Origin of the sequence: Peribacillus sp. NPDC097225 (genome assembly GCF_044761955.1) — a bacterium.
In the GTDB taxonomy this organism is placed as follows: Bacteria; Bacillota; Bacilli; order Bacillales; family DSM-1321; genus Peribacillus.
The window spans coordinates 822,435-843,946 of sequence record NZ_JBIWDJ010000002.1; the positions used below are offsets into that span (position 1 = coordinate 822,435).

The 21,512-nt window shown below is 41.0% G+C and carries 20 protein-coding genes; 5 read left to right on the forward strand and 15 right to left on the reverse strand.

Translation table 11 applies throughout. The features are described 5' to 3' along the window. Positions 1 to 121: 121 nt before the first annotated feature. The 4 genes from ACIQXH_RS09860 to hutH are packed head-to-tail and all read right to left on the reverse strand — an operon-like array spanning position 122 to position 5,574. Positions 122 to 1,117, reverse strand: coding sequence for an agmatinase family protein (locus ACIQXH_RS09860; protein ID WP_403123237.1), 996 nt, complete (start codon positions 1,115 to 1,117; stop codon positions 122 to 124). Further along, positions 1,110 to 2,387 carry an imidazolonepropionase gene (gene hutI, locus ACIQXH_RS09865; RefSeq protein WP_402956149.1) on the reverse strand — a complete coding sequence of 426 codons (1,278 nt, stop codon included), beginning with the start codon at positions 2,385 to 2,387 and terminating at the stop codon, positions 1,110 to 1,112. The genes ACIQXH_RS09860 and hutI overlap by 8 nt, the downstream gene beginning before the upstream one ends. Further along, a complete protein-coding gene (gene hutU, locus ACIQXH_RS09870) occupies positions 2,388 to 4,055 on the reverse strand; it encodes a urocanate hydratase (protein WP_402868065.1) in 1,668 nt (555 codons plus the stop codon). Positions 4,056 to 4,071: 16 nt separating this feature from the next. Continuing rightward, a complete protein-coding gene (gene hutH, locus ACIQXH_RS09875) occupies positions 4,072 to 5,574 on the reverse strand; it encodes a histidine ammonia-lyase (protein ID WP_402956147.1) in 1,503 nt (500 codons plus the stop codon). A gap of 324 nt (positions 5,575 to 5,898) precedes the next feature. On the opposite strand from hutH, the gene ACIQXH_RS09880 reads away from it, so the two are divergent. Next, positions 5,899 to 6,333 (forward strand): DUF1885 family protein, encoded by a 435-nt coding sequence (locus ACIQXH_RS09880; RefSeq protein ID WP_402956145.1) that lies wholly within the window; start codon positions 5,899 to 5,901, stop codon positions 6,331 to 6,333. Positions 6,334 to 6,599: 266 nt separating this feature from the next. On the opposite strand, the gene ACIQXH_RS09885 is transcribed toward ACIQXH_RS09880, so the two are convergent. From ACIQXH_RS09885 to ACIQXH_RS09920, 8 genes are all read right to left on the reverse strand, one after another. Next, a complete protein-coding gene (locus ACIQXH_RS09885; RefSeq protein ID WP_402868059.1) occupies positions 6,600 to 6,842 on the reverse strand; it encodes a hypothetical protein in 243 nt (80 codons plus the stop codon). Positions 6,843 to 7,036: 194 nt separating this feature from the next. Then, complete coding sequence (locus ACIQXH_RS09890) at positions 7,037 to 7,870, reverse strand: polysaccharide deacetylase family protein (RefSeq protein ID WP_403080061.1); 834 nt, start codon at positions 7,868 to 7,870, stop codon at positions 7,037 to 7,039. Between the two features lie 43 nt (positions 7,871 to 7,913). Next, positions 7,914 to 8,171, reverse strand: a complete 258-nt coding sequence (locus ACIQXH_RS09895) for a hypothetical protein (protein ID WP_402868055.1) — start codon at positions 8,169 to 8,171, stop codon at positions 7,914 to 7,916. A gap of 246 nt (positions 8,172 to 8,417) precedes the next feature. Beyond that, positions 8,418 to 9,830 (reverse strand): dihydrolipoyl dehydrogenase, encoded by a 1,413-nt coding sequence (lpdA, locus tag ACIQXH_RS09900; RefSeq protein WP_402987728.1) that lies wholly within the window; start codon positions 9,828 to 9,830, stop codon positions 8,418 to 8,420. A 3-nt stretch (positions 9,831 to 9,833) separates the two neighbouring features. Continuing rightward, positions 9,834 to 11,216 carry a dihydrolipoamide acetyltransferase family protein gene (locus tag ACIQXH_RS09905; RefSeq protein WP_403123240.1) on the reverse strand — a complete coding sequence of 461 codons (1,383 nt, stop codon included), beginning with the start codon at positions 11,214 to 11,216 and terminating at the stop codon, positions 9,834 to 9,836. Between the two features lie 121 nt (positions 11,217 to 11,337). Next, positions 11,338 to 12,315: an alpha-ketoacid dehydrogenase subunit beta gene (locus ACIQXH_RS09910; RefSeq protein ID WP_402868049.1), complete on the reverse strand. Its 978-nt coding sequence runs from the start codon at positions 12,313 to 12,315 to the stop codon at positions 11,338 to 11,340. 3 nt (positions 12,316 to 12,318) lie between these two features. Beyond that, positions 12,319 to 13,434: a pyruvate dehydrogenase (acetyl-transferring) E1 component subunit alpha gene (gene pdhA / locus ACIQXH_RS09915; protein WP_402868047.1), complete on the reverse strand. Its 1,116-nt coding sequence runs from the start codon at positions 13,432 to 13,434 to the stop codon at positions 12,319 to 12,321. Between the two features lie 633 nt (positions 13,435 to 14,067). Continuing rightward, positions 14,068 to 14,733: a YkyA family protein gene (locus tag ACIQXH_RS09920; RefSeq protein WP_403080063.1), complete on the reverse strand. Its 666-nt coding sequence runs from the start codon at positions 14,731 to 14,733 to the stop codon at positions 14,068 to 14,070. Between the two features lie 216 nt (positions 14,734 to 14,949). Here ACIQXH_RS09920 and ACIQXH_RS09925 point away from each other — a divergent pair, with 216 nt between their 5' ends. After that, positions 14,950 to 15,117 (forward strand): YjcZ family sporulation protein, encoded by a 168-nt coding sequence (locus ACIQXH_RS09925; protein ID WP_402987726.1) that lies wholly within the window; start codon positions 14,950 to 14,952, stop codon positions 15,115 to 15,117. Between the two features lie 223 nt (positions 15,118 to 15,340). Then, positions 15,341 to 15,895 carry a peptide deformylase gene (gene def / locus ACIQXH_RS09930; RefSeq protein ID WP_402868043.1) on the forward strand — a complete coding sequence of 185 codons (555 nt, stop codon included), beginning with the start codon at positions 15,341 to 15,343 and terminating at the stop codon, positions 15,893 to 15,895. 71 nt (positions 15,896 to 15,966) lie between these two features. Here the strand turns inward: def and ACIQXH_RS09935 are convergent, their stop codons facing one another. After that, on the reverse strand, positions 15,967 to 16,734 hold the full coding sequence (locus ACIQXH_RS09935; protein ID WP_403123243.1) for a Cof-type HAD-IIB family hydrolase: 768 nt from the start codon (positions 16,732 to 16,734) through the stop codon (positions 15,967 to 15,969). 894 nt (positions 16,735 to 17,628) lie between these two features. Here ACIQXH_RS09935 and ACIQXH_RS09940 point away from each other — a divergent pair. Continuing rightward, on the forward strand, positions 17,629 to 17,841 hold the full coding sequence (locus ACIQXH_RS09940) for a DNA-dependent RNA polymerase subunit epsilon (protein ID WP_402868040.1): 213 nt from the start codon (positions 17,629 to 17,631) through the stop codon (positions 17,839 to 17,841). A 3-nt stretch (positions 17,842 to 17,844) separates the two neighbouring features. Then, a complete protein-coding gene (gene rnjA, locus ACIQXH_RS09945) occupies positions 17,845 to 19,515 on the forward strand; it encodes a ribonuclease J1 (protein WP_402868038.1) in 1,671 nt (556 codons plus the stop codon). Positions 19,516 to 19,599: 84 nt separating this feature from the next. Here the strand turns inward: rnjA and ACIQXH_RS09950 are convergent, their stop codons facing one another. Continuing rightward, a complete protein-coding gene (locus ACIQXH_RS09950) occupies positions 19,600 to 20,259 on the reverse strand; it encodes a potassium channel family protein (protein WP_402868561.1) in 660 nt (219 codons plus the stop codon). A 72-nt stretch (positions 20,260 to 20,331) separates the two neighbouring features. Continuing rightward, a complete protein-coding gene (locus ACIQXH_RS09955) occupies positions 20,332 to 21,462 on the reverse strand; it encodes an N-acetyldiaminopimelate deacetylase (RefSeq protein WP_403080064.1) in 1,131 nt (376 codons plus the stop codon). Positions 21,463 to 21,512 lie beyond the last annotated feature (50 nt).

A 21,512-nucleotide genomic window follows, 5' to 3' on the forward strand; every position in this document is an offset into this window, starting at 1 on the left:
ATTTCAAGCTATAAAGTATGTCATATATAGATTTTTCCAATTCGTTATTTCATAAATTCCAATATTAGAAATTCCCCATTGTTTTCATTGGCTTCAGGAAAACAAGTCCTGATTAGCGTTGCTATTCCCCCCTGATTTGTAGACCGCATATCATCGTCAGAAAAACAGAAGTACCCATCTGTACCGTTGCCTGGTTCAGCGTATCCCTGAGCGGGTCCAAACATACGATATCAAAAGCCCTCACCTTGTCATGGCTTCCGGCAAGAAATACAGCTTCCAGCAATTCCTCCGGATGCATCCCACCAGTAGTCGCTGCTGGAACACCAGGAGCAAACGCCATGTCGAGAACATCCATATCAATCGTCACGTAAATCATATCCACTTGATCATTTAAATGAGCTAATGCCTCTTTTATCACCTGTTCAAGACCTTGCTTCCTGGCTAATCGTAAAGGGACATACCTGACTCCTTTCTTCTTTGCATAGTCAATTAAATCCCTGTTGTTATAAAACCCATGCAAGCCAATATTGTGGATATGCTTTCCCTCGACAATGCCCGCTTCAATCAACTGACGCATGGGTGTACCATTAGTAGGACCGTTTTCTGAAGGATCCCGCAAATCAAGATGCGTATCGAATTGCAGGATACCTATTTTACTATCAGGATAGATTTGCTTCATTCCTTTCACCAGCATGGCTGTTGTAGAATGATCACCGCCAATTCCACCAATCAAGGAATTCCGGTACATATCGTGAACAGCAGCGGATGTCTCCCTAATCGACTGATGACAAAGGCTGATATCCGTTCCATGCATGGGTGCATCACCTAAATCCCATACCTGCATCCCAGAGAAATCCACATCATAATCCATGTTATAGGTAGAAAAGCCTTTCCATGAACGACGAAAATAATCAGGGAACTCCGATGCTCCCGATGGGCTGATGGATGACCTGGATAGTGGGGCCCCAAAAAAGACACAATCCGGTTCATCCATATCTCCTGCCATTCTCTGCTCATCAATTGTCCGAATCCACTGGTGGACCTTTGCTGGGTGGGCTGCCGGGAATGCTTCCTTCCTCCAAGTAAAAGTTGCCGGTTGAAGATGAACGTCACTCAACAAGCGCTCCCCCTTTCACAACGACTCTTCCTTTTTTTATGACGGTATCTGTGTGATTGACTCCATAAAAATACTGAAGTTTCGCAAAGTGATCTACGTCAAAAATCGTGATGTCCGCCTTTTTGCCGACTTCGATGCTCCCGATTTCCTCAGCACGATCAATGGCATGGGCTGCATTGATTGTGACGGCCGTTATCGCTTCAGCAGGACTCATCCCCATCTTCATACAAGCAAGATTCATCATGAAAGGTAGAGATACCGTCGGCGAAGAACCCGGATTACAATCCGTGGAAAGGGCGACCGGTACACCCAGATCAATCATCTTTCTGGCATCGGCGAATTTTTTCATTAAGAAATAGGCTGTTCCCGGTAGTAAAACACCAACCACCCCCGCTTTTGCCATCTTCTTCATCCCCGTAATCGATGCTTCTAGCAAATGATCTGCTGAAATGGCCCCTAATTCAGCCGCAAGCTCCGCTCCTTCATACGGCTCGATTTCATCCGCATGAATTTTAGCCTTCAGTCCGAATTTCTTTCCGGCCTCCAAGATTTTCTTTGCCTGTTCGGGGGTGAATACGCCTTCTTCGCAAAATACATCGTTAAACTCCGCCAATTTAGCTTGTGCAACTGCAGGGATCATTTCATTAATGATTAAATCAACAAAAACTTCAGGGTTTTCTTTAAAATGTAGGGGGACGGCATGGGCACCCATAAAGGTTGAAACAACATCAATTGGATGTTGTTCATGAAGTAACTTTGCCACTTCAAGCTGTTTTCTCTCCGTGTTCCAATCCAAGCCATAGCCACTTTTCGCCTCGACTGTCGTCACCCCTTGTAGAAGAAATCCGTTCATGCGTTCCAAGCTCTCTTCAAGCAACTGGGTGTGACTCGCTTTTTTCACAGCCTCGGTCGTCGCATATATGCCCCCGCCATGATTCATGATATCCATGTAAGTGGCACCTTCCAGGCGTTGATTAAACTCCTTTTCCCTGCTTCCGGCAAATACTAAATGGGTATGTGGATCTACCAAACCAGGCGTAACCAACTTGCCCGTTGCATCTAGGGTCTCGGCTTGAGCTAGACGATGCGTGTACTTTTCCAGTAAATCACTCGTTCTGCCTACCGCTTGAACGATTCCGGCTTCGAGCCAGACGCTTCCATTTTCGATGATTTGCAAGTCTGACATTTCTGCCTTAATCCTGGGGGCTTTCATCTTTCCGTCGAGTGTGATCAATTGGGCCGCGTTTTTTATGAAAATGGGTCTACTCATCTACTTCTCTCCCAACATCGGCATATGAATTCCCTTTTCCTTGGCTGTCATAATCGCCAGTTCGTAACCGGCATCAGCATGGCGCACCACACCCATTCCAGGATCTGATGTAAGTACCCGCTCAAGCCTTGCTTCCGCTTCCTTCGTACCGTCCGCCACTATCACCATGCCAGCATGAATCGAATAGCCCATACCGACACCGCCTCCATGATGAACCGAGACCCAACTTGCCCCGCCAACAGCATTGATTAATGCATTTAAGATTGGCCAGTCGGAAACGGCATCACTGCCATCCATCATCGCTTCTGTTTCACGATTAGGCGAAGCAACAGAACCTGCATCCAAATGATCCCTTCCTATCACAATCGGCGCTTTCAATTCCCCAGCTTTGACCAGGTCATTAATCATTTTCCCGAGCCTGGCCCTGTCTCCATATCCAAGCCAACAAATTCGGGCTGGAAGGCCTTGAAAGGGAATTTTCTCCTGCGCCAGTTTTATCCAATTGCATAGATTCTGGTTTTCTTTGAATTCTTCGAGCAAGACTGCATCAATTTTATAAATATCCTCGGGATCTCCCGATAAGGCAGCCCACCTGAATGGGCCCTTCCCTTCGCAAAAAAGCGGACGAATATAAGCCGGAACAAAGCCTGGAAAACTAAATGCCTGATCCACGCCTTCATCTTTTGCCATCTGACGAATGTTGTTTCCATAATCAAAGGTGATGGCCCCCTTTTCCTGCATACTCAACATGGATCTAACATGGCTGGCTATCGTTTGTTTAGAGGCAACAACATATGCCTTCGGATTATCTTGTCGAAAACGTCTGGCTTGTGCTACCGTCATTCCTGAAGGGATATAGCCATGTAACGGGTCATGGGCGGATGTTTGGTCCGTCAATACGTCAGGGATGAATCCACGTTCAATCAGAAGTGGCAAAATATCTGCTGCATTTCCAAGCAGACCGATGGATAAAGGTTCACCCGCCTGCCTTGCTTTTTTCACAATGGCAATCGCCTCATCCATATCGGATGTTTTACGATCGAGGTAACCATTTTTTATTCTCCGGTCGATTTTGGTTTCATCCACTTCAATGGCGAGACAGACCCCCTGATTCATGGTAACCGCTAACGGCTGCGCTCCTCCCATTCCACCAAGGCCGGAAGTCAAGGTGATGGTATGTTTTAATGACCCTTGGAAATGTTGCCTGGCAAGCTCCGAGAATGTTTCATACGTCCCCTGAATGATTCCTTGGCTACCAATATAAATCCAGCTGCCAGCAGTCATTTGTCCATACATCATCAATCCTTTTTTATCGAGTTCATGAAAGTGATCCCAATTGGCCCAGGCCGGCACGAGGTTGGAATTAGCTAACAAAACTCGAGGCGCATCCGGGTGTGTTCTGAAAACGGCCACAGGTTTCCCTGATTGAACCAATAAGGTTTCATCCGTCTCCAATTCATGTAGCGTTTTCATGATTTTGTCATAGCTTTCCCAATTTCGAGCTGCTTTGCCTATCCCTCCGTATACAACCAGTTCTTCTGGATTTTCAGCTACTTGAGGGTCAAGATTGTTCATCAGCATCCTTATCGCCGCTTCTTGAATCCATCCCTTCGCATGAAGAGTAGAGCCTTTGTAGTTCACAATTTCCCTTTGTTCCTTAGCTCCCATGTTTTTCACCCCTTATCTAAAAGTCATGCATCCATTCCGTAAAGTCATACGTTTTCAACCACGTGGTACAGGCTTCAATATCAGTGGAAAACATTCGGTCAGACTTAATGGTCGGTACAATTTCCCTGGCCTTTTCATAAAATTGAAAAGTCTTCGGACTCATATATTCTGTACCCCTATATTCAACGCCTTGCATCGCCGTAATGCATTCAATCGCCAAGACCCTCCATGTATTCTGGATTATTGCATAAGCATGTCTAGCAGCGATGGTCCCCATGCTCACATGGTCCTCTTGATTAGCTGATGAGGGAATGGAATCGACACTCGCAGGATGAGCTAGCGTCTTGTTTTCAGAGACGAGTGATGCTGCACAATATTGCATGATCATCGCACCTGACTCCAGTCCAGGTCTGGCACTTAAAAAGGGAGGGAGATCATTCAATTGGGGATTAACGAGCCGCTCAATCCTTCTTTCCGATATGCTTGCAACTTCCGCAACCCCTAACTTTAAGAAATCCATGGCAAAGGCAATCGGCTGTCCATGAAAGTTCCCCCCGGATATTACATGGTCACCTTCATCAAAAATCAGCGGATTATCGGTGGCTGCATTCATTTCAATTTGCAATTTTTCTTTTACATATCCGAATACCTGCCAGGAGGCCCCTAGGACCTGGGGGATGCACCGGAGCGAGTATGCATCTTGCACCCGAACTTCCCCTTGCCTGGAAGTAAGCCTGCTTCCTTCGAGCCACTTCCTCATTCTCTTGGCAACAGCGATCTGTTCCGGGTATCCTCTTGCAAGGTGAATCCTTTCATCAAACGTGTCTATAATCCCATTTAATGCTTCGACAGTCATCGCGGCAATCGCTTCAGACAACCATCCGATTTTTTCCGCTTCCAGAAAGGCCACCACCCCCATCGCCGTCATGGCCTGCGTACCATTGATTAGTGCGAGCCCTTCTTTGGCTTCCAACTCGATTGGTGAAATGCTTTCCAGTTTCATGGCCACGGAAGCATTCACAATCTCTCCTTTATAAAAGACCTCTCCCTCCCCCACTAATGCAAGCGCTAAATGTGAAAGTGGAGCTAAATCCCCACTTGCACCAAGAGATCCCTGCTGTGGGATAACCGGATGTATCTCTGCATGTAAAAGGGCCAATAAAGTAGAGATGACTTCAAGTCTCACGCCTGAAAAGCCTTTAGCCAGAGCATTTGCCCGAAGTAGTAGCATAGCTCTGGAAACACTTTCGGGAAATGGGCTTCCTACTCCACAGGCATGAGATTGGATGAGGTTATATTGTAGTTGTTTTACATCTTCGGTATCGATAAATACATCACTGAATTTCCCAAACCCAGTCGTAATCCCGTATATTATGCGTTTATCCAAGACAATTTTTTCGACTGCTTTCCTGCTATTCAAAACATTTTCCAGAGCATTTTGGGAGAGGGTGACCTTTTCCTTCTCAAATATGACCTTTTTTGATAGATTTACCGTTAAATCCTCACCAGTAAGAATCATGCCCTACACCCCTTTAACATAGTAAAGGGGCTGCATCACTTTAAATAAAGCGATACAGCCCCTTTTTTTGTAGCAACTACAATTGAATCGATACCATGTATAGTCATATTCATCTCACTCCTGGAAGAGTATTAATTGTTTAAATTTTACAAATAAAAAAAGCTGTTTGTCAACCTATTATTACATTTTTTACCATAAACATGTATCTGGTTTGAGAATGTGAGGAAGGAATTATCCCAATTACAGTTACATATAGATAGGTATATAAAATATCCATTTAATGTTAATCTATTATAAAGAAAACAGGGAAAAGGAGGCTGAATAATGATTGAAAATGCCTATATCAAACTAGTCCCGGAGTCTGTGAAAACCAATGTCACGATTGAGGACGTGAAGGAATTACTCACCTATTACCAAATGGTCACCTCAAAAACAGGAAAGCAACTGGATTGGGACTATGATAAAAAAGCCTTTCCTTATGATATGAAAGAGCCGGATGAAATGAAGGGGAACATGATTTATTTACAGTCCAATGTCGACCGTTATCATATGATATTAATTGGGGTCGACCAAGAAATCATTCAAGATGAGGACGGCATGGAACGGATTCAATCATATATCCAATTCACTCTTCCTGAAACAGCTACATTCGGGGATAAAGGCAAAGCTAATGAATTATGTAAATTCCTCGCAAAAAAATTGCAAGGCCAACTCCACCTCTTTAATAAACGAATCATGTATTATTATCCCAGAAAGTAATGAACACCACTTAAGGCATTCGTATAAGGATATAGACATCTATATTAAGGATAAGTCTAAAATAGTCACAATTTCCAATCATTTTTTCTTTGGTAAGGTACGTGAAAGAATCATTATTTAATGGATGGTTATACTTCTGAAATAATAATTTATGAGCATTATTTCGAATCTCAACTTATCAAAACGGGTAGATTATTCGAAAAAGGAACCAAAAGCATTCTCCTTGAATGCTTTTTTCTTTTGGTTACAATAATAATGAGTCATGATTATTGACCTATCAAGTGAATTAACTTAATGTTGATGGATGTATTATTTGTATTATTAGGAGGAAATGGTTTGAAGAAACTAATCACACTCATAATATCTTTTTGGGTTCCTGGTGCTGGGCATCTATTCTTAAGCTTACATCCTAGTTGGGAATGGGCATCAAGAGACAGAAAGCTATTTAAAAGAGGTATATTTTTTGCTTTGGCATATTTAGTGTCTTGCTTACTTGCGTTCGTTTCCATAGGGTTCATTCTTGCCCCTATTGTGATAATATGTGCAATGATTGACAGCTATAGACAAGCGAATAAGATTCTATAAAAGCAAAGTCCGGTGAACTGGTTGTTCATCATAAAAGGCATTCGGAATATTTCCCGAGTGCCTTTTTAATCGCAAAGTAATAATCAATGAGACCGATTTCGAATGATTAATAGATACTTTATGCAGGGGTTTCTATTAATCTGGGATCAAGGAATGTGTAGCCTTTCTTTTGAAAACCATTTACGATATCTTCAATCGCGTCATGCGTCCATTTCCGATCATGCATCAATAAGTTCGCTCCATTCGATAAATATGGACTATTTAACATGATATTCGTTAAAGCCTTATCATTTTGATACTCTTTTTCCCAATCATAGCCATAGGTCCAGTTCATAACCAACATTTTTTCTTTTTTCGCAATTCCTTTGGAATATTCGGTATTCGTCCCGAACGGAGCCCGGATGAATTTGGGCCGCTCCCCAACGATTTCTTCTACCAAATCATTTAATTTAACGATTTCTTTTTTTTGAACCACATCAGTCTGTTCCTTCAAGTTAACGTGAGAATATGTATGGTTCCCAATTAGGAAGCCCATATCATGGATTTCCTTCAATATTTTTTTCTTTTCATCATCTTCAATAAAATGGCCATTCACAAAAAATATAGCTGGCACTTGAAGCTCATGGAGCGTTTTTGCAATGTCTAGTGAATATTTATCAGGTGCATCATCAAATGTCAAAAGGACAACTTTCGGATCAGCATCTTTAATTGGTTCAAATGACCAATTTGCCTCATTCAAACGATATTGGACTTGAACCTTCTCCTCTTCTGCCTTCCCTTTTTCAATTGGTTTCTCCTGTTTCTCACTCAGCTCTACTTCTTTTTGTTCATTTTTGATATTGCTCGATGTTTCGACGTTTTTTTGATTTTTTACAGGGGTAACATCCATTCCATTACACCCCATCAATACAAGTGATATCATCGCAAACATGCACAAGGGTCTGTTAAGCATAATTCCTCCATTGGTATAAGTCGCATCACGGCGTAAACCTCATTCAATAAACAGGTACTAATGTTTCTAAAAGGATTTGCAATACACCATAACAGAGTAAACTGATAACGGTGACCAGCAACGTCCTTCTATTGGATTTCAGTATCATTTTTCCGATATAAATGGCTAAATAAGAAAAGACCAAAAACATGAATACTTTAAAAACAAAACGATCATTGACCGACAGCCATTCAACCACCGTATATCCACTCCAAACAATTAGTTGAAAAAGGATGACAAGATAATCTTTCAAGTGATCCACCCCATTTATATGAACAATTGGCCGTTGCTTTATTTCGGCAAACTTGTTCTCAAGTCACACCGCTCCTGCTATTTTTTTATCCTATTCTACAAATTTCAAACCTTTTTCCCTTTTAAAACGGATCATGTTCTTTTAAATATATGCCCGTCTTCACATTTCATTAAGTATTTCGGATCGGTAACATTAACTTATAACGAAAAAAAAGCACACTGCCCAGGAAGGGCAGTATGCTTTTTGGGAAAACAATTATTTGATGATATGGATAGGAGTTCCAAGGGCTACTTCAGCAGCTTCCATTGTGATTTCCCCTAAAGTTGGATGCGCATGAATTGTCATCGCGATATCTTCAGCAGTCATTCCTGCCTCGATAGCTAAACCAAGTTCTGCAATCATATCAGAAGCGTTTGGTCCTGCGATTTGTGCTCCAATTACCAATCCGTCTTCTTTACGGGTAATAAGCTTCACAAAACCGTCCGTGCTGTTCAATGAAAGAGCACGTCCATTTGCAGCGAATGGGAATTTAGAAGCTAATGCTTCGATTCCTGCTTCTTTCGCGTCTTTTTCATTATAACCTACAGAAGCAAGTTCCGGTTCAGTGAATGCCACAGCCGGAATCGCTAGGTAGTCAATTTCAGAAGACTCGCCAGCGATAGCTTCCGCTGCGATTTTTCCTTCATAAGAAGCTTTATGTGCTAATTGAGGTCCAGAAACGATATCACCAATCGCGTAAATGTTTTTCACATTTGTACGACATTGTTTATCAATTTCAATCAAGCCTCTGTCCGTCATTTTGATGCCGACTTGTTCAAGACCGATTTCAGATGTATTCGGACGGCGACCTACTGTCACTAACACATAATCCGCTTCAACTTTTTTCTCTTCGCCTTTTACTTCATAAGTAACCGTAACGCCAGTTTCAGTTTCTTCCACGCCTTTAGCAAGAGCTTTTGTAACAATTTCAGCACCTTTGTTTTTAAGGTTCTTTTTAACTAGGGCTGCCATTTGTTTTTCAAAACCTGCAGAAAGAATTTCTTCTGTACCTTCAAGGATCGTTACTTTCGTTCCAAAGCTTGCTAATGCGCCGCTAAGCTCTGTACCAATGTACCCTCCGCCGATAACGACGATTGAACCTGGTAATTCTTCCAAAGCAAGAGCACCAGTAGAATTAAGTACACGTTTAGTATATTTAAATGACGGGATTTCGATTGGTGTAGAACCAGTTGCGATAATCGCGTTTTTAAATGTATATGTTTGAGCTGAGTCTTCATTCATGACACGGATGCTATTTTCATCTACGAAGTAAGCTTCTCCTGACACGACCTCAACTTTATTTCCTTTTAATAGGCTACTTACGCCACCTGTCAATTTATTTACAACAGATTGTTTCCATGCTTGCACTTTAGAAAAGTCAACAGAAACCTTTTCCGCAAAGATCCCCATATCTTCTGAATGCTGAGCATTATGGAAACGGTGACCTGCTGAGATCATCGCTTTTGAAGGGATACAACCTACGTTCAAACAAACTCCGCCAATTGATCCTTTTTCAACAACTGTTACTTTTTGTCCAAGCTGTGCTGCGCGAATTGCGGCAACATACCCCCCAGGTCCTGAACCTATTACTAATGTATCTGTTTCGATCGGAAAATCTCCTACTACCATTGTTTACGCCTCCATTAACAATAATTCTGGGTCGTTCAATAACTTTTTGATGTGATTTAATGCATGCTGAGCAGTGGCCCCGTCAATAATACGGTGATCAAAGCTAAGTGATAATGCCAGAACTGGAGCGGCGATAATTTCCCCGTCGCGAACAATTGCTTTTTCGGCAATGCGTCCAATCCCTAGAATGGCAACTTCTGGATGATTGATTACAGGTGTGAACCATTGACCGCCTGCGGAACCGATATTCGTGATGGAGCAAGAAGCGCCTTTCATTTCATTGGAAGCCAACTTACCATCACGAGCTTTCGCAGCTAATTCATTAATTTCTTGTGAAATAGCAAAAGTTGATTTTCGATCTGCATCTTTTACAACTGGAACTAACAGACCTTTTTCTGTATCTGCCGCAATTCCGATATTGTAATAGTGTTTATGGATAATCTCACTTGTTTCATCATCAAATGATGTATTAAGCATAGGAAATTCACGTAATGCACTAGTTAAGGCTTTAACAACATAAGGTAGGAATGTAAGCTTGATTCCTTTTTCTGCAGCAATATCCTTGAATTTCTTACGATGGGCAACTAGCATCGTCACATCAATTTCATCCATTAATGTAACATGAGGAGCCGTCTGTTTCGACTTAACCATTGCCTTGGCAATCGCTTTTCTCATGCCGCTCATTTTTTCGCGTGTTTCAGGGTATTGCCCTTCTGGAATTGCCACTTTCGCATTATTTTCTTTCGTATCCGAATCTATTTGTTGTGAAGCATCATCACTTTGACGAGCTGGTTCTTTTGAAGCGGATGTGCCATTTTTGAAAGCATCTATATCTTCTTTCATGACGCGGCCATTATCTCCTGAGCCAGTAATCTCGCGAATATTTACCCCTTGTTCCCGTGCATACTTTCTAACAGAAGGCATGGCAATGATACGTCGTGTAGGATCTGCTTCAACCTGTGGCTGAGATCCCGCCTTTGGTTGAGCTCCTGCGCCCGTTTCTTCACTATTTCCCTGAACCGGTGCAGCTTCTTTATTGACTTTCTGTCCGCCTTCAGCAGTAGCTTGAACCTGAGCTTCAGTATCTTTATCACCTTCTGCTTTCGCTTCTTCCCCATGATCCCCTTTAAACTGAAGATCTTCATACCCAGGAGCATCAAAAGTGACAAGTACATCTCCGACTACAGCCACCGTTCCTTCTTGAACAAGAATTTCTTCAACGGTACCTTTCACCGGTGATGGAATTTCGACTACAGCTTTATCGTTCTGAACTTCACAAAGTACGTCATCTTCTTGAATCGTATCTCCTGGTTTAACAAACCATTTTACTATTTCACCTTCGTGTATACCTTCTCCGATATCAGGGAGTCTAAATTGGAATGCCACTGAATTCAACCTCCTATATTAAATCATACTTAGGGCTTTGAATAAAGCCCTTTGTCATGTATTTCTACTAATGAGAAAGACTCTCCAAAGCCTTTACTTTCATTCTTCTCATTAAAAGTAATTAGAATTTCAACACTTTTGTCGCTGTTTCGATAATATCTTTATAATTTGGAAGCCATACCGTTTCAGCCTGAGAAAATGGGAAAACTGTATCGGCAGCCGTCACTCGTAAAACGGGAGCATCCAGACTTAAAATAGCACGTTCGTTTATTTCTGCTACAACATGTGCTGCTACACCAGCTTGTTTTTGTGCTTCTTGAACGACGATGGCCCGTCCCGTTTTTTCAACAGAGGCAATAATCGTATCAATATCCAATGGAGAAACAGTACGAAGGTCGACCACTTCTACCGAATGTCCTTCTTTAGCCAATTCTTCCGCAGCCTTGATGGATTCCTGTACCATCGCACCATACGTAATAATGGATAAGTCCGTTCCTTCTCGTTTTACATCTGCTTTTCCTAATGGAATCGTATATTCTTCCTCAGGAACTTCCTGGCGGAAAGAGCGATATAATTTCATATGTTCAAGGAAAATGACAGGATCGTTGTCGCGAATGGCTGAAATCAACAAACCTTTTGCATCGTATGGAGTGGAAGGAATAACTACCTTTAATCCAGGTTGCTGGGCCATTAATCCTTCTAGACTATCCGCATGCATTTCAGGAGTATGAACACCACCGCCAAATGGAGAGCGAATGGTAACCGGTGCATTGTAGCGACCGCCTGAACGGTAACGCATACGAGCAAGCTGTCCACTGACTGAATCCATTACTTCATAAATGAATCCAAAGAATTGTAATTCAGGAACAGGACGGAAACCTTGTAATGAAAGACCGACTGTCAATCCACCGATGCCTGATTCTGCAAGGGGTGTATCGAAAACACGTTCTTCACCGAACTCTTTTTGAAGATTTTCAGTCGCCCGGAACACTCCTCCATTAACGCCGACATCTTCTCCAAAAACGAGTACGTTCTCATCATTTTTAAGTTCTGTACGTAATGCATCTGTAATTGCTTGAATCATCGTCATTTGAGCCATGGCTTACTTCGACTCCTTTTCTTTATAAATTTCATATTGTTCTTTTAGATTGTAAGGCATTTCTTCAAACATGATTGAAATAAGGTCTGTCACTTTTTGTTTTGGTTCTGCGTCAGCCTTTTTGATTGCTTCTTTTATATCTTCTTTTGCTTTCTCTATCGTTTCATTCTCTAAGTCTTCATTCCAAAGCTCTTTATTTTCCAAGAACTTACGAAGTCTAACAAGTGGATCCTTTTGTTCCCACTCATTATCTAAATCCGTTGTCCGGTAACGAGTTGGATCATCCCCAGCCATAGTGTGAGGTCCATAACGGTAAGTCAAGGTTTCAATCAGTGTTGGGCCTTCACCATTTATGGCGCGCTCACGTGCTTCTTTCACTGCAGTATAAACCGCTAATGCGTCCATGCCGTCTACCTGAATGCCTGGAATACCAGCAGCCACCCCTTTTTGGGCCAATGTTTTAGCTGCAGACTGCTTATCGACAGGTGTTGAGATTGCAAACCTATTATTTTGTACAATGAATATAGCTGGCGCTTTAAATGCTCCGGCAAAGTTGATTCCTTCATAGAAATCCCCTTGTGAAGTTCCTCCATCGCCCGTATATGTTATCGCGACAGCTTTTTTACCACGTTTCTTAAGACCAAGTGCTACGCCGGCAGCTTGAATATATTGGGCGCCGATAATGATCTGTGGTGAAAGGACATTCACATCTTCCGGTATTTGATTCCCTTTAAAATGTCCTCTTGAGAATAAGAAAGCTTGCCAAAGTGGCAGGCCATGCCAAACGATTTGTGGAACATCACGATACCCTGGAAGAATGAAATCCTCTTTCTCCAAAGCAAATTGAGAAGCTATCTGAGAGGCTTCCTGCCCTGCGGTAGGTGCATAAAAACCTAATCTTCCTTGTCTGTTAAGGGAAATAGAACGTTGATCCAGTATCCGTGTATATACCATACGGCGCATCAATTCCTGTAATTGTTCATTACTTAAGTCAGGCATTGCCGCTTCGTTCACGACTTCTCCCTCTTCATTTAAGATTTGAAACATTTCAAATTGTTCTTCAACTTTTTTCAGCTGATCTTGAACATTAATTTTAGCCTGTTTAGTTTTCTGAGCCATTTGGCACCTCATCCTTTCATTAAAAAGGTTAGTAATTATTATTCTATAAAGCAAAATGATTTGTCTTATAGTTTCTTCAAGTACTTATTGTTTTATTTTCCCCTTAAGCATAATCTCTCAAACAAGGGAATCATATTTATGTCTTAATCTTAAGCTGTACCAATAAAATAATCAAGAAATATGATACAAGAACTTTGGTAAATTTAGTGTACAAGATGAATTAACATCAAGTCAATCACTTATACTTCCCCATATTCAAAATTTTATTTGTTTTATTTTCCACTAGTTGACCCTCTGTTATAGTTTTCATTATATATCTGTACTATAAACTTTGCCACTTTTAGCTTCCGTAAGGTGCCAAAGGATAGTATTTCGCTTCAACTCCTATTCCTAAAGAATCAATCATGACCTTTATCTAAAGGCATTCTCAACTTTTGAATAGTATTGTAAAAAAACTTTATATACTTTCAATCGTCTCAACTGTTAGAATTTCTTTATTTATTTTTCCTTAGTACAGGTCAGTAAATATTTCCGTTGAGTTTTTTCACTTTTCAACGGAAATCCGGGCATTTTATTTTCTTACCCAAACGCACATAAGGCTATGAGCAATGCCCATAGCCTTATCCCTCTTCTTTAATTTTTGTCAGAGTCCGTTTTTTTTATGCCTGCCGTTTCATAAAAGCTATCTTTTTCTTGATTATATTTTGTTGTTACGGCATTGAATTTCTCATTGGCTTTCACAACTTTTTCATATGTTGTATTAATTTTATCAATTTGACTTTGGAGTTCATCCATTTTTAGATCCTCTTTTTTGAATAGTTCATATAGTTGCTTATCGTTCGCTAAGCTTTGTTGATAGGTTTTGTATACGTCCTCATATTTTTCATATCGTTCATTCATTGTCTTTTCCATTTTGACAGCTTCTTTTTTTACCTTTTGATCTTCAATTTTATCAGTTTGCCCTTCCATTTTGTCGAATTGCTTTTTCGAGGCATCCATACTCTCTTTTTCTTTTTCGATTAACTCTTCTCGTTTTTCGATATTTTTTAATGCTTCGTCGGAAAGTTCCACGATTTGGTCATACTCTTTCATCCCGAGTTTGATGATTTTTTCATATATTTCTTTTTCTTCTTTTTCCAAATCATTTAAAGGCTCTTGTTTCTCTGTAAAATTACTTTCTTTCTCAACTGTCTTGTCTAGAATTTTAACGACTCTTTCCTCAGGTGAACCGCTATTCATACATCCGGTCATCATTATGACAGAAACAAACAAAACGACGTATAGACGATAAAGCTTCAAAACTAACACTCCCTCTGATCCTTCTATTAGGATGTTTTTAAGAAATTCCCACATCTGAATTTAATAGCAGTCACTACACGCGTTCCACTACCGAAAACAGGATATTTTTCAAGTCTGGGTTAGAGCCTACACGATTCAACCCCTACCGCATAGGCTGTATTAAACCATTTCAAATCAAGATGGTTGAATCCCAAAATATAAAACGGAGGTATAATTATGTATTATGGAGGTTACACCCAAGATTGTTGTTATCCAGTATCCGCTGCACCAAGTTATGGTTATGGAGGTTATGGCGGTGGCGGCGGTTGTGGTTTCGGCGGCGGCTTCGCTTTAATCGTAGTCTTATTCATACTACTGATCATTGTCGGCGCATGCTTATGCTAAACAGATAATCACCCTCTCCCTTTACCCAAAATATCATGTAACTACCCTTATTAAAGAAAATTATAAATGAAAATGAAAATTAAACAGCCTATAATGCCGTAAATACTATAATGATAGGGATGGTCCTTCTTCCCTATCATTGTCTCTTATATTAACTTCCGAGCATATTTTTGTTAAAATAATCCCATACATATATTTATGAAACTTAGTGGGGTGAAAGAACTTGTTTACAATGGATGATTTTGTTGAAGAAGACAATCCAATATTAAGGAAAGTGGCTGAAGAAGTTCCATTACCTGCTTCTGAAGAGGACAAAAAGGTCTTGGCCGACTTAATGGAGTATGTACAAAATAGCCAGGATACTGAAATCGCTTTGAAATATGGTTTGAGGGCAGGAATTGGTTTGGCCGCACCACAGGTGAATATATCCAAACGCATGATCGCCGTACATCTTAAAAATGAAAAAGGCGAATTAATTAGCTATGCTCTATTCAACCCAAAACTCGTAAGCCATTCCGTTGAAAGGTCCTATCTTACCGCCGGCGAAGGCTGCCTCTCCGTTAATCGGCCCATTTCTGGTTATGTACCTCGTTATGCCCGTATAAAGGTATCCGGTACAAACATAGAAGGAGAAGATGTTCAGCTCCGGTTAAAAGGTTTGGCCTCCATCTGCTTCCAACATGAAATCGATCATTTAAATGGCATTATGTTTTATGATCACATCAATCATGACGATCCTTTCAACGTCCCAGAAAGTTACATTCCAATTGAAAGATGAGTTTCATCCCAGTAAAGGCAGCAAAGACCCCCACCGTTTATATAAGTGGGGGTCTTGCTGCCTGCCTTACATTAAATCAATTCAAGTTCTTTTAGCCCATGGAGGATGCCGTCCTTATCGACGTCCGTTGTCACGTAATCAGCTTCCTGTTTGACGAGCTGTCCTGCGTTGCCCATAGCCACTCCATACCCCACAGCTTTAAGCATTTCTATATCATTTAAGCCATCTCCAAATGCATATACATCCTCAAGGTCAAATCCGACCTTTTTCATCAAAGTCTTTATCCCTTCAGCCTTTGAACCCCCAAAAGGCAAAACATCCGTTGAATAGGTATGCCATCTAATAAAGTTAAATTTATCGTACATACCCACGTACTCCGATTCTTCATCCTCAGAGCAGAATAATAAGGCTTGATAAATGTCATTATTTTTATAAAAATCCGCCCGATGCCCCGGATGTGGGAATTTTAGAGTGCTCAAGGCTTCTTCAATCCGATTATGATACGGAACGCTTGATTGCATCGTTTCCTCATTCATGAATACGATAGGCACTTCATTTTCCTCCGCAGCCTTATGCAGCCTTCTGATTTCAGATAGATTCAACGGGTTCTTATAGATGACTTCCCCTTCAAAAACGACATATTGTCCATTAAAACTAACGAATGTATCGATACCAAGTTCTTCTCTTAAGTCTTCAAACATGAATGGTGCACGTCCCGTCGCAATGGCTACGAAGACTCCGCTATCCTGCAGTTGCTTCACTGCTTTCTTTGTTGAAGCCGGTAATTTTTTTTCATGATCCAGTAATGTTCCATCAATATCAAAGAATACGATTTTCACTGACTATTCACTTCCAATTCATTCAGTTTACCTTTTTTTAATATGTACCCATTTAATAATTGTCATTAAAATAAGTCAAGTAACTCCTTTTCAAAACACCACATTTATCCAGGTTTTTCATTCGTGGTTCAGCATATATTATATATGAGACATCTAAATCCCCCTTCGCCCTCTCCCAAGATAACCAAGCATATGGTAGAAATGACGGCCTTTTTTTCATAAATAAGCCTTTTACCTGTAAAGACGTATTTACTTTATTGAATAATCCTATACAATAATAACTAAGGGAGCGTGATCGCCATGTTAAAGAAGCTTCGTAAAAAGCTTGTAAAACAATGGAATGATCTTCTAAGAAAAAAATCAATCGCATGATGCCATTTTCATTCTGCCAATGGCCGTCATCCATTTGCGAGATTTTTTTGTACAGCCCTTCAAAAACTTGCGGAGGGCTTCTTCCTTGTTGTACAGTTCTTATTAAGCCTACTTTGAAAGATTACATGTACATACTATAATATCCATATCTTTGCACAGGTTCACACATCGGTGATCCCCTTTCTTTTAGCAAGAAACCGATTTCACCAAGCATTGATTGAAGGATTATTTTTTAAATACATAGATGTTCCTTTTAAAGAGGCCCATTCCGGAACATTTCTTTATCCAATTAAGTTTTACATGTAGTAAAAACGGAAAGGATAAAGGATAGAGGTCGGTTAAACTACGAATTCAGCTATTTATTTTTATATACTATTCCGTATTGGTATAATAAGTTAAATAAAAACCCCTCTTCCAAAAGGTAAGTTGGGTTTGTTTTTCCATGATGTTGAAAAACATGTAAAAATTGTTGTTTTTATATATAATGAAAAAAGCAATGTAAACAAGTGAGGAGAGATTAAAATGGTTTTTAAGGTATACTATCAAGTAACCATATCTGAGGTTCCCATCAGGGAGAATACGCAAACGATGTATGTGGAAGGTGAATCCGTCCGCGACGTCCGTTTAAAGCTAAAGGAAAAACCTTATAACGTAGAGTTAGTAGCACCAGTAGCTGGCGCATATTTGGAATACGAAAAACAAAGTGAAGATTTTAAAGTATTGGAGCTAGGATAATTTATGAAATTTGTGAAAAACGATCAAACTGCTGTATTCGCCTTGGGCGGTTTAGGCGAAATCGGTAAGAACACATATGCTGTTCAATTCCAAGATGAGATCATCGTCATCGATGCGGGAATTAAATTCCCGGAAGACGAACTCCTCGGAATAGACTATGTGATACCAGATTACAGCTATTTAGAAAAAAATGTAGATAAAATTAAAGGTGTCTTCATCACACATGGTCATGAAGATCACATTGGCGGAATTCCATATTTACTAAGAAAAGTGAATGTCCCTGTATACGGCGGCAAGCTGGCACTTGGACTACTTCGCAATAAATTGGAAGAACATGGTCTATTACGCCAGACAACGATGATTGAAATCAGTGAAGATGAAGTCATCAAATTCCGGAAGACTTCTGTCTCTTTCTTCCGTACGACTCACAGTATCCCGGATTCTTACGGAATCGTGGTTAAAACTCCTCCTGGACAAATTGTCCATACTGGTGATTTCAAATTCGACTTTACACCTGTAGGAGAACCGGCCAATTTGACAAAAATGGCCGAAATCGGAAAAGAAGGCGTATTGTGCTTACTATCCGACAGCACGAATAGTGAAGTGCAGAACTTTACGATGTCAGAGAGCCGCGTAGGCGATACGATTCAAGATATCTTCCGTAAAGTAGATGGTCGAATCATCTTTGCAACCTTTGCATCCAATATCCATCGCCTTCAACAAGTCGTTGAAGCAGCTGTTGAAAATGGCCGTAAAATTGCCGTCTTTGGACGTAGTATGGATTCAGCTATCGCTATCGGTCAAGAACTTGGTTATATCGTTGCACCTAAAGATACATTTATCGATGTACAGCAATTGAACCGGATGCCTGCAAACAAGGTGACCATCCTTTGTACAGGTAGCCAAGGTGAACCAATGGCAGCTCTTTCAAGAATTGCAAACGGAACTCACCGTCAAATTCAAATTATACCTGGAGATACTGTCGTTTTCTCTTCTTCACCAATTCCAGGTAACACGATCAGCGTATCAAGAACCATTAACCAATTATATCGTGCGGGCGCAGATGTCATTTCCGGTCCATTGAATAATATTCATACTTCCGGTCATGGCGGTCAACAGGAACAAAAGTTAATGCTTCGTTTAATCAAGCCAAAATTCTTCATGCCGATTCATGGTGAATACCGTATGCAAAAACTTCATGCAGGTCATGCAATGGATTGCGGTGTACCTGAGGAAAATTGCTTTATCATGGATAATGGTGAGGTACTTTCATTAAGTGAAAATACGGCTCAAATCGCCGGGAAAATCCCTTCTGGATCGGTTTATATCGATGGAAGCGGCATCGGCGATATCGGGAACATCGTTTTACGTGACCGTAGAATCCTTTCCGAAGAAGGACTTGTTGTTGTCGTTGTCAGCATCAATATGAAGGAATTCAAAATCGCTTCCGGTCCGGATATCATTTCACGTGGTTTCGTTTACATGAGAGAATCTGGAGACCTGATCAATGATGCTCAGTCCCTCATCACCAAGCACCTGAATAAAGTGATGGAGCGCAAGACCACTCAATGGTCTGAAATCAAAAATGAGATTACAGATACTCTATCACCATTCTTATATGAAAAAACAAAACGCCGCCCGATGATCCTTCCGATCATCATGGAGGTACAATAATTAAGAAACCCCAGCCGAATGGCTGGGGTTTTTTTTAGTTTAAAGGAAAGGAGGACCTGCAGAAATCGGCAGGTCCTCCTTTTTTTAATCGACGATTTTCTTTTCAAACCGATTGATGTCAGAATCGGCTCCAATGACTATCAAGATATCCCCTTTATGGATCAAATCATTGGCCTGGGGCGAAACATTAATTTCATTTTCTCTTTTAATCCCGACAATATTCAACCCGTAGTGGGCCCGGATGTCTAGATCGAATATCGATTTTCCGTTCATCTTTTGGCTTGCCACGATTTCCACAATGGAATGTTCATCGGAAAGCTCAAGATAATCCAGGATGTTATTAGAACCGATGTTATGGGCAATACGCCTTCCCATATCCCGTTCTGGATGAACCACGAAATCCGCTCCAATCTTTCGGAGCACCTTCTCATGATAGTCATTCTGGGCCTTGACCGTAACATTGCTGACACCCAGTTCTTTAAGCATGAGGGTCGTTAAAATGCTTGCCTGAATATTTTCCCCAATAGCGACAATGACGTGTTCAAAATTCCGGATACCGATATTTCTAAGTACGTTTTCATCAGTCGTATCTCCAACGACGGCATGCGAAGCTATTCTGGCATATTCATTAACGCGGTCTTCATCCACATCGATGGCCAGCACACCCATTCCCTCTTCTGCCAAGGTCCTAACAATACTGCCGCCAAAACGGCCAAGCCCTATCACTGCAAATTCCTTTTTCACAGTAAGCCCTCCAAACTCTTCCATTCGTCTTACAGGATATATCATCATTTACCATGGTCATACCCTCTACTGTTATGCTCTTTTACCTTTATACGTTATATACTTTGCTAAATGATCAATGGCAAGTTGAATGGCTTTCTCATCGGGCATTAACTTGGCATGATGCAACCCATAATCGGATGCTACACCAAGCCAGAACATGAAGCCCGGAATCTCCTTCAACATATAACCGAAGTCTTCCCCCGTCATCGCTTCTGTACAGCGATGCAATTGAACCTCTGATGATTGTTCGGTGAAATCCATGAATTCACTGGTCAACTTCTCATCATTATATACTTGATGATACATGCAGCCATAGTCTATTGTCGCTTTACACTCATATCCCACTTCAATGCCCCCTACAAGGGCTTCGATTCGTGACTTAACCTTAACCATCGTTTCAGGGTCCAGGGTCCTTATAGTGCCTTCTAAACGAGCCTTCTCCGCAATGATATTTTGAACGGTTCCTCCCGTAATCTTTCCAATGGTGATGACCGCTGAATCCAATGGGTTCACATTACGGGAAACAATGGTTTGCAATTGTCCCACAAGTGAACAGGCAGTGATGACCATATCATTAGTATTGTGCGGATAGGCTGCATGTCCACCCTTGCCTTCCAGATCGATGAATAGTTCAGATGTATTTGCAAATAAAAGCCCCTCTTTAACCGCAATCGTCCCAACCGGGTATTCAGGTGCCACATGGAGAGCAAGAATCATGTCAGGCTTCCATTTTTTCATAGTCTCGGATTTCAACATCGGTTCAGCCCCGCCAGGCCCTTCCTCAGCCGGTTGAAAAATGAATACTAAGTCATCATCGATTGGATATTCAACAAAATGTGTCAGTAGACCGAGGCCTATGCTCATGTGGAAATCATGTCCACACGCATGCATATAGTCGTCATGTGTAGAGGCAAATGGCAATCCTGTCTCTTCTATAATTGGCAAACCATCGATATCAGCTCGGTAGCCAATTACCTTATTGGGATTATTTCCTTTGATTTTCACGAAGATCCCTGTTTTCCAAGTTTCGACTTCCATTCGTTCTGAAGCCAAGTTCATTATGTATGTAAGCAAATATTGTTGCGTCTTGAATTCTTGAAAACCTATTTCCGGTATTTGATGTAAATCGCGCCGTATCGTAACAAACGGGCTCTGTTCCATATTTTTTCACTCCCTATACAGAAAGCGTGGATATAGGTATCCACGCTCTT

Coding starts and splice junctions, on each gene's coding strand:
- hutI (WP_402956149.1), bottom strand. CDS start 2,387: ATGAGTAGACCCATTTTCATAAAAAACGCGGCCCAATTGATCACACTC.
- hutU (WP_402868065.1), bottom strand. CDS start 4,055: ATGGGAGCTAAGGAACAAAGGGAAATTGTGAACTACAAAGGCTCTACT.
- hutH (WP_402956147.1), bottom strand. CDS start 5,574: ATGATTCTTACTGGTGAGGATTTAACGGTAAATCTATCAAAAAAGGTC.
- ACIQXH_RS09880 (WP_402956145.1), top strand. CDS start 5,899: ATGATTGAAAATGCCTATATCAAACTAGTCCCGGAGTCTGTGAAAACC.
- ACIQXH_RS09885 (WP_402868059.1), bottom strand. CDS start 6,842: ATGGAAACGAACGCAAGTAAGCAAGACACTAAATATGCCAAAGCAAAA.
- ACIQXH_RS09890 (WP_403080061.1), bottom strand. CDS start 7,870: ATGCTTAACAGACCCTTGTGCATGTTTGCGATGATATCACTTGTATTG.
- lpdA (WP_402987728.1), bottom strand. CDS start 9,830: ATGGTAGTAGGAGATTTTCCGATCGAAACAGATACATTAGTAATAGGT.
- ACIQXH_RS09910 (WP_402868049.1), bottom strand. CDS start 12,315: ATGGCTCAAATGACGATGATTCAAGCAATTACAGATGCATTACGTACA.
- pdhA (WP_402868047.1), bottom strand. CDS start 13,434: ATGGCTCAGAAAACTAAACAGGCTAAAATTAATGTTCAAGATCAGCTG.
- ACIQXH_RS09925 (WP_402987726.1), top strand. CDS start 14,950: ATGTATTATGGAGGTTACACCCAAGATTGTTGTTATCCAGTATCCGCT.
- ACIQXH_RS09940 (WP_402868040.1), top strand. CDS start 17,629: ATGGTTTTTAAGGTATACTATCAAGTAACCATATCTGAGGTTCCCATC.
- rnjA (WP_402868038.1), top strand. CDS start 17,845: ATGAAATTTGTGAAAAACGATCAAACTGCTGTATTCGCCTTGGGCGGT.
- ACIQXH_RS09955 (WP_403080064.1), bottom strand. CDS start 21,462: ATGGAACAGAGCCCGTTTGTTACGATACGGCGCGATTTACATCAAATA.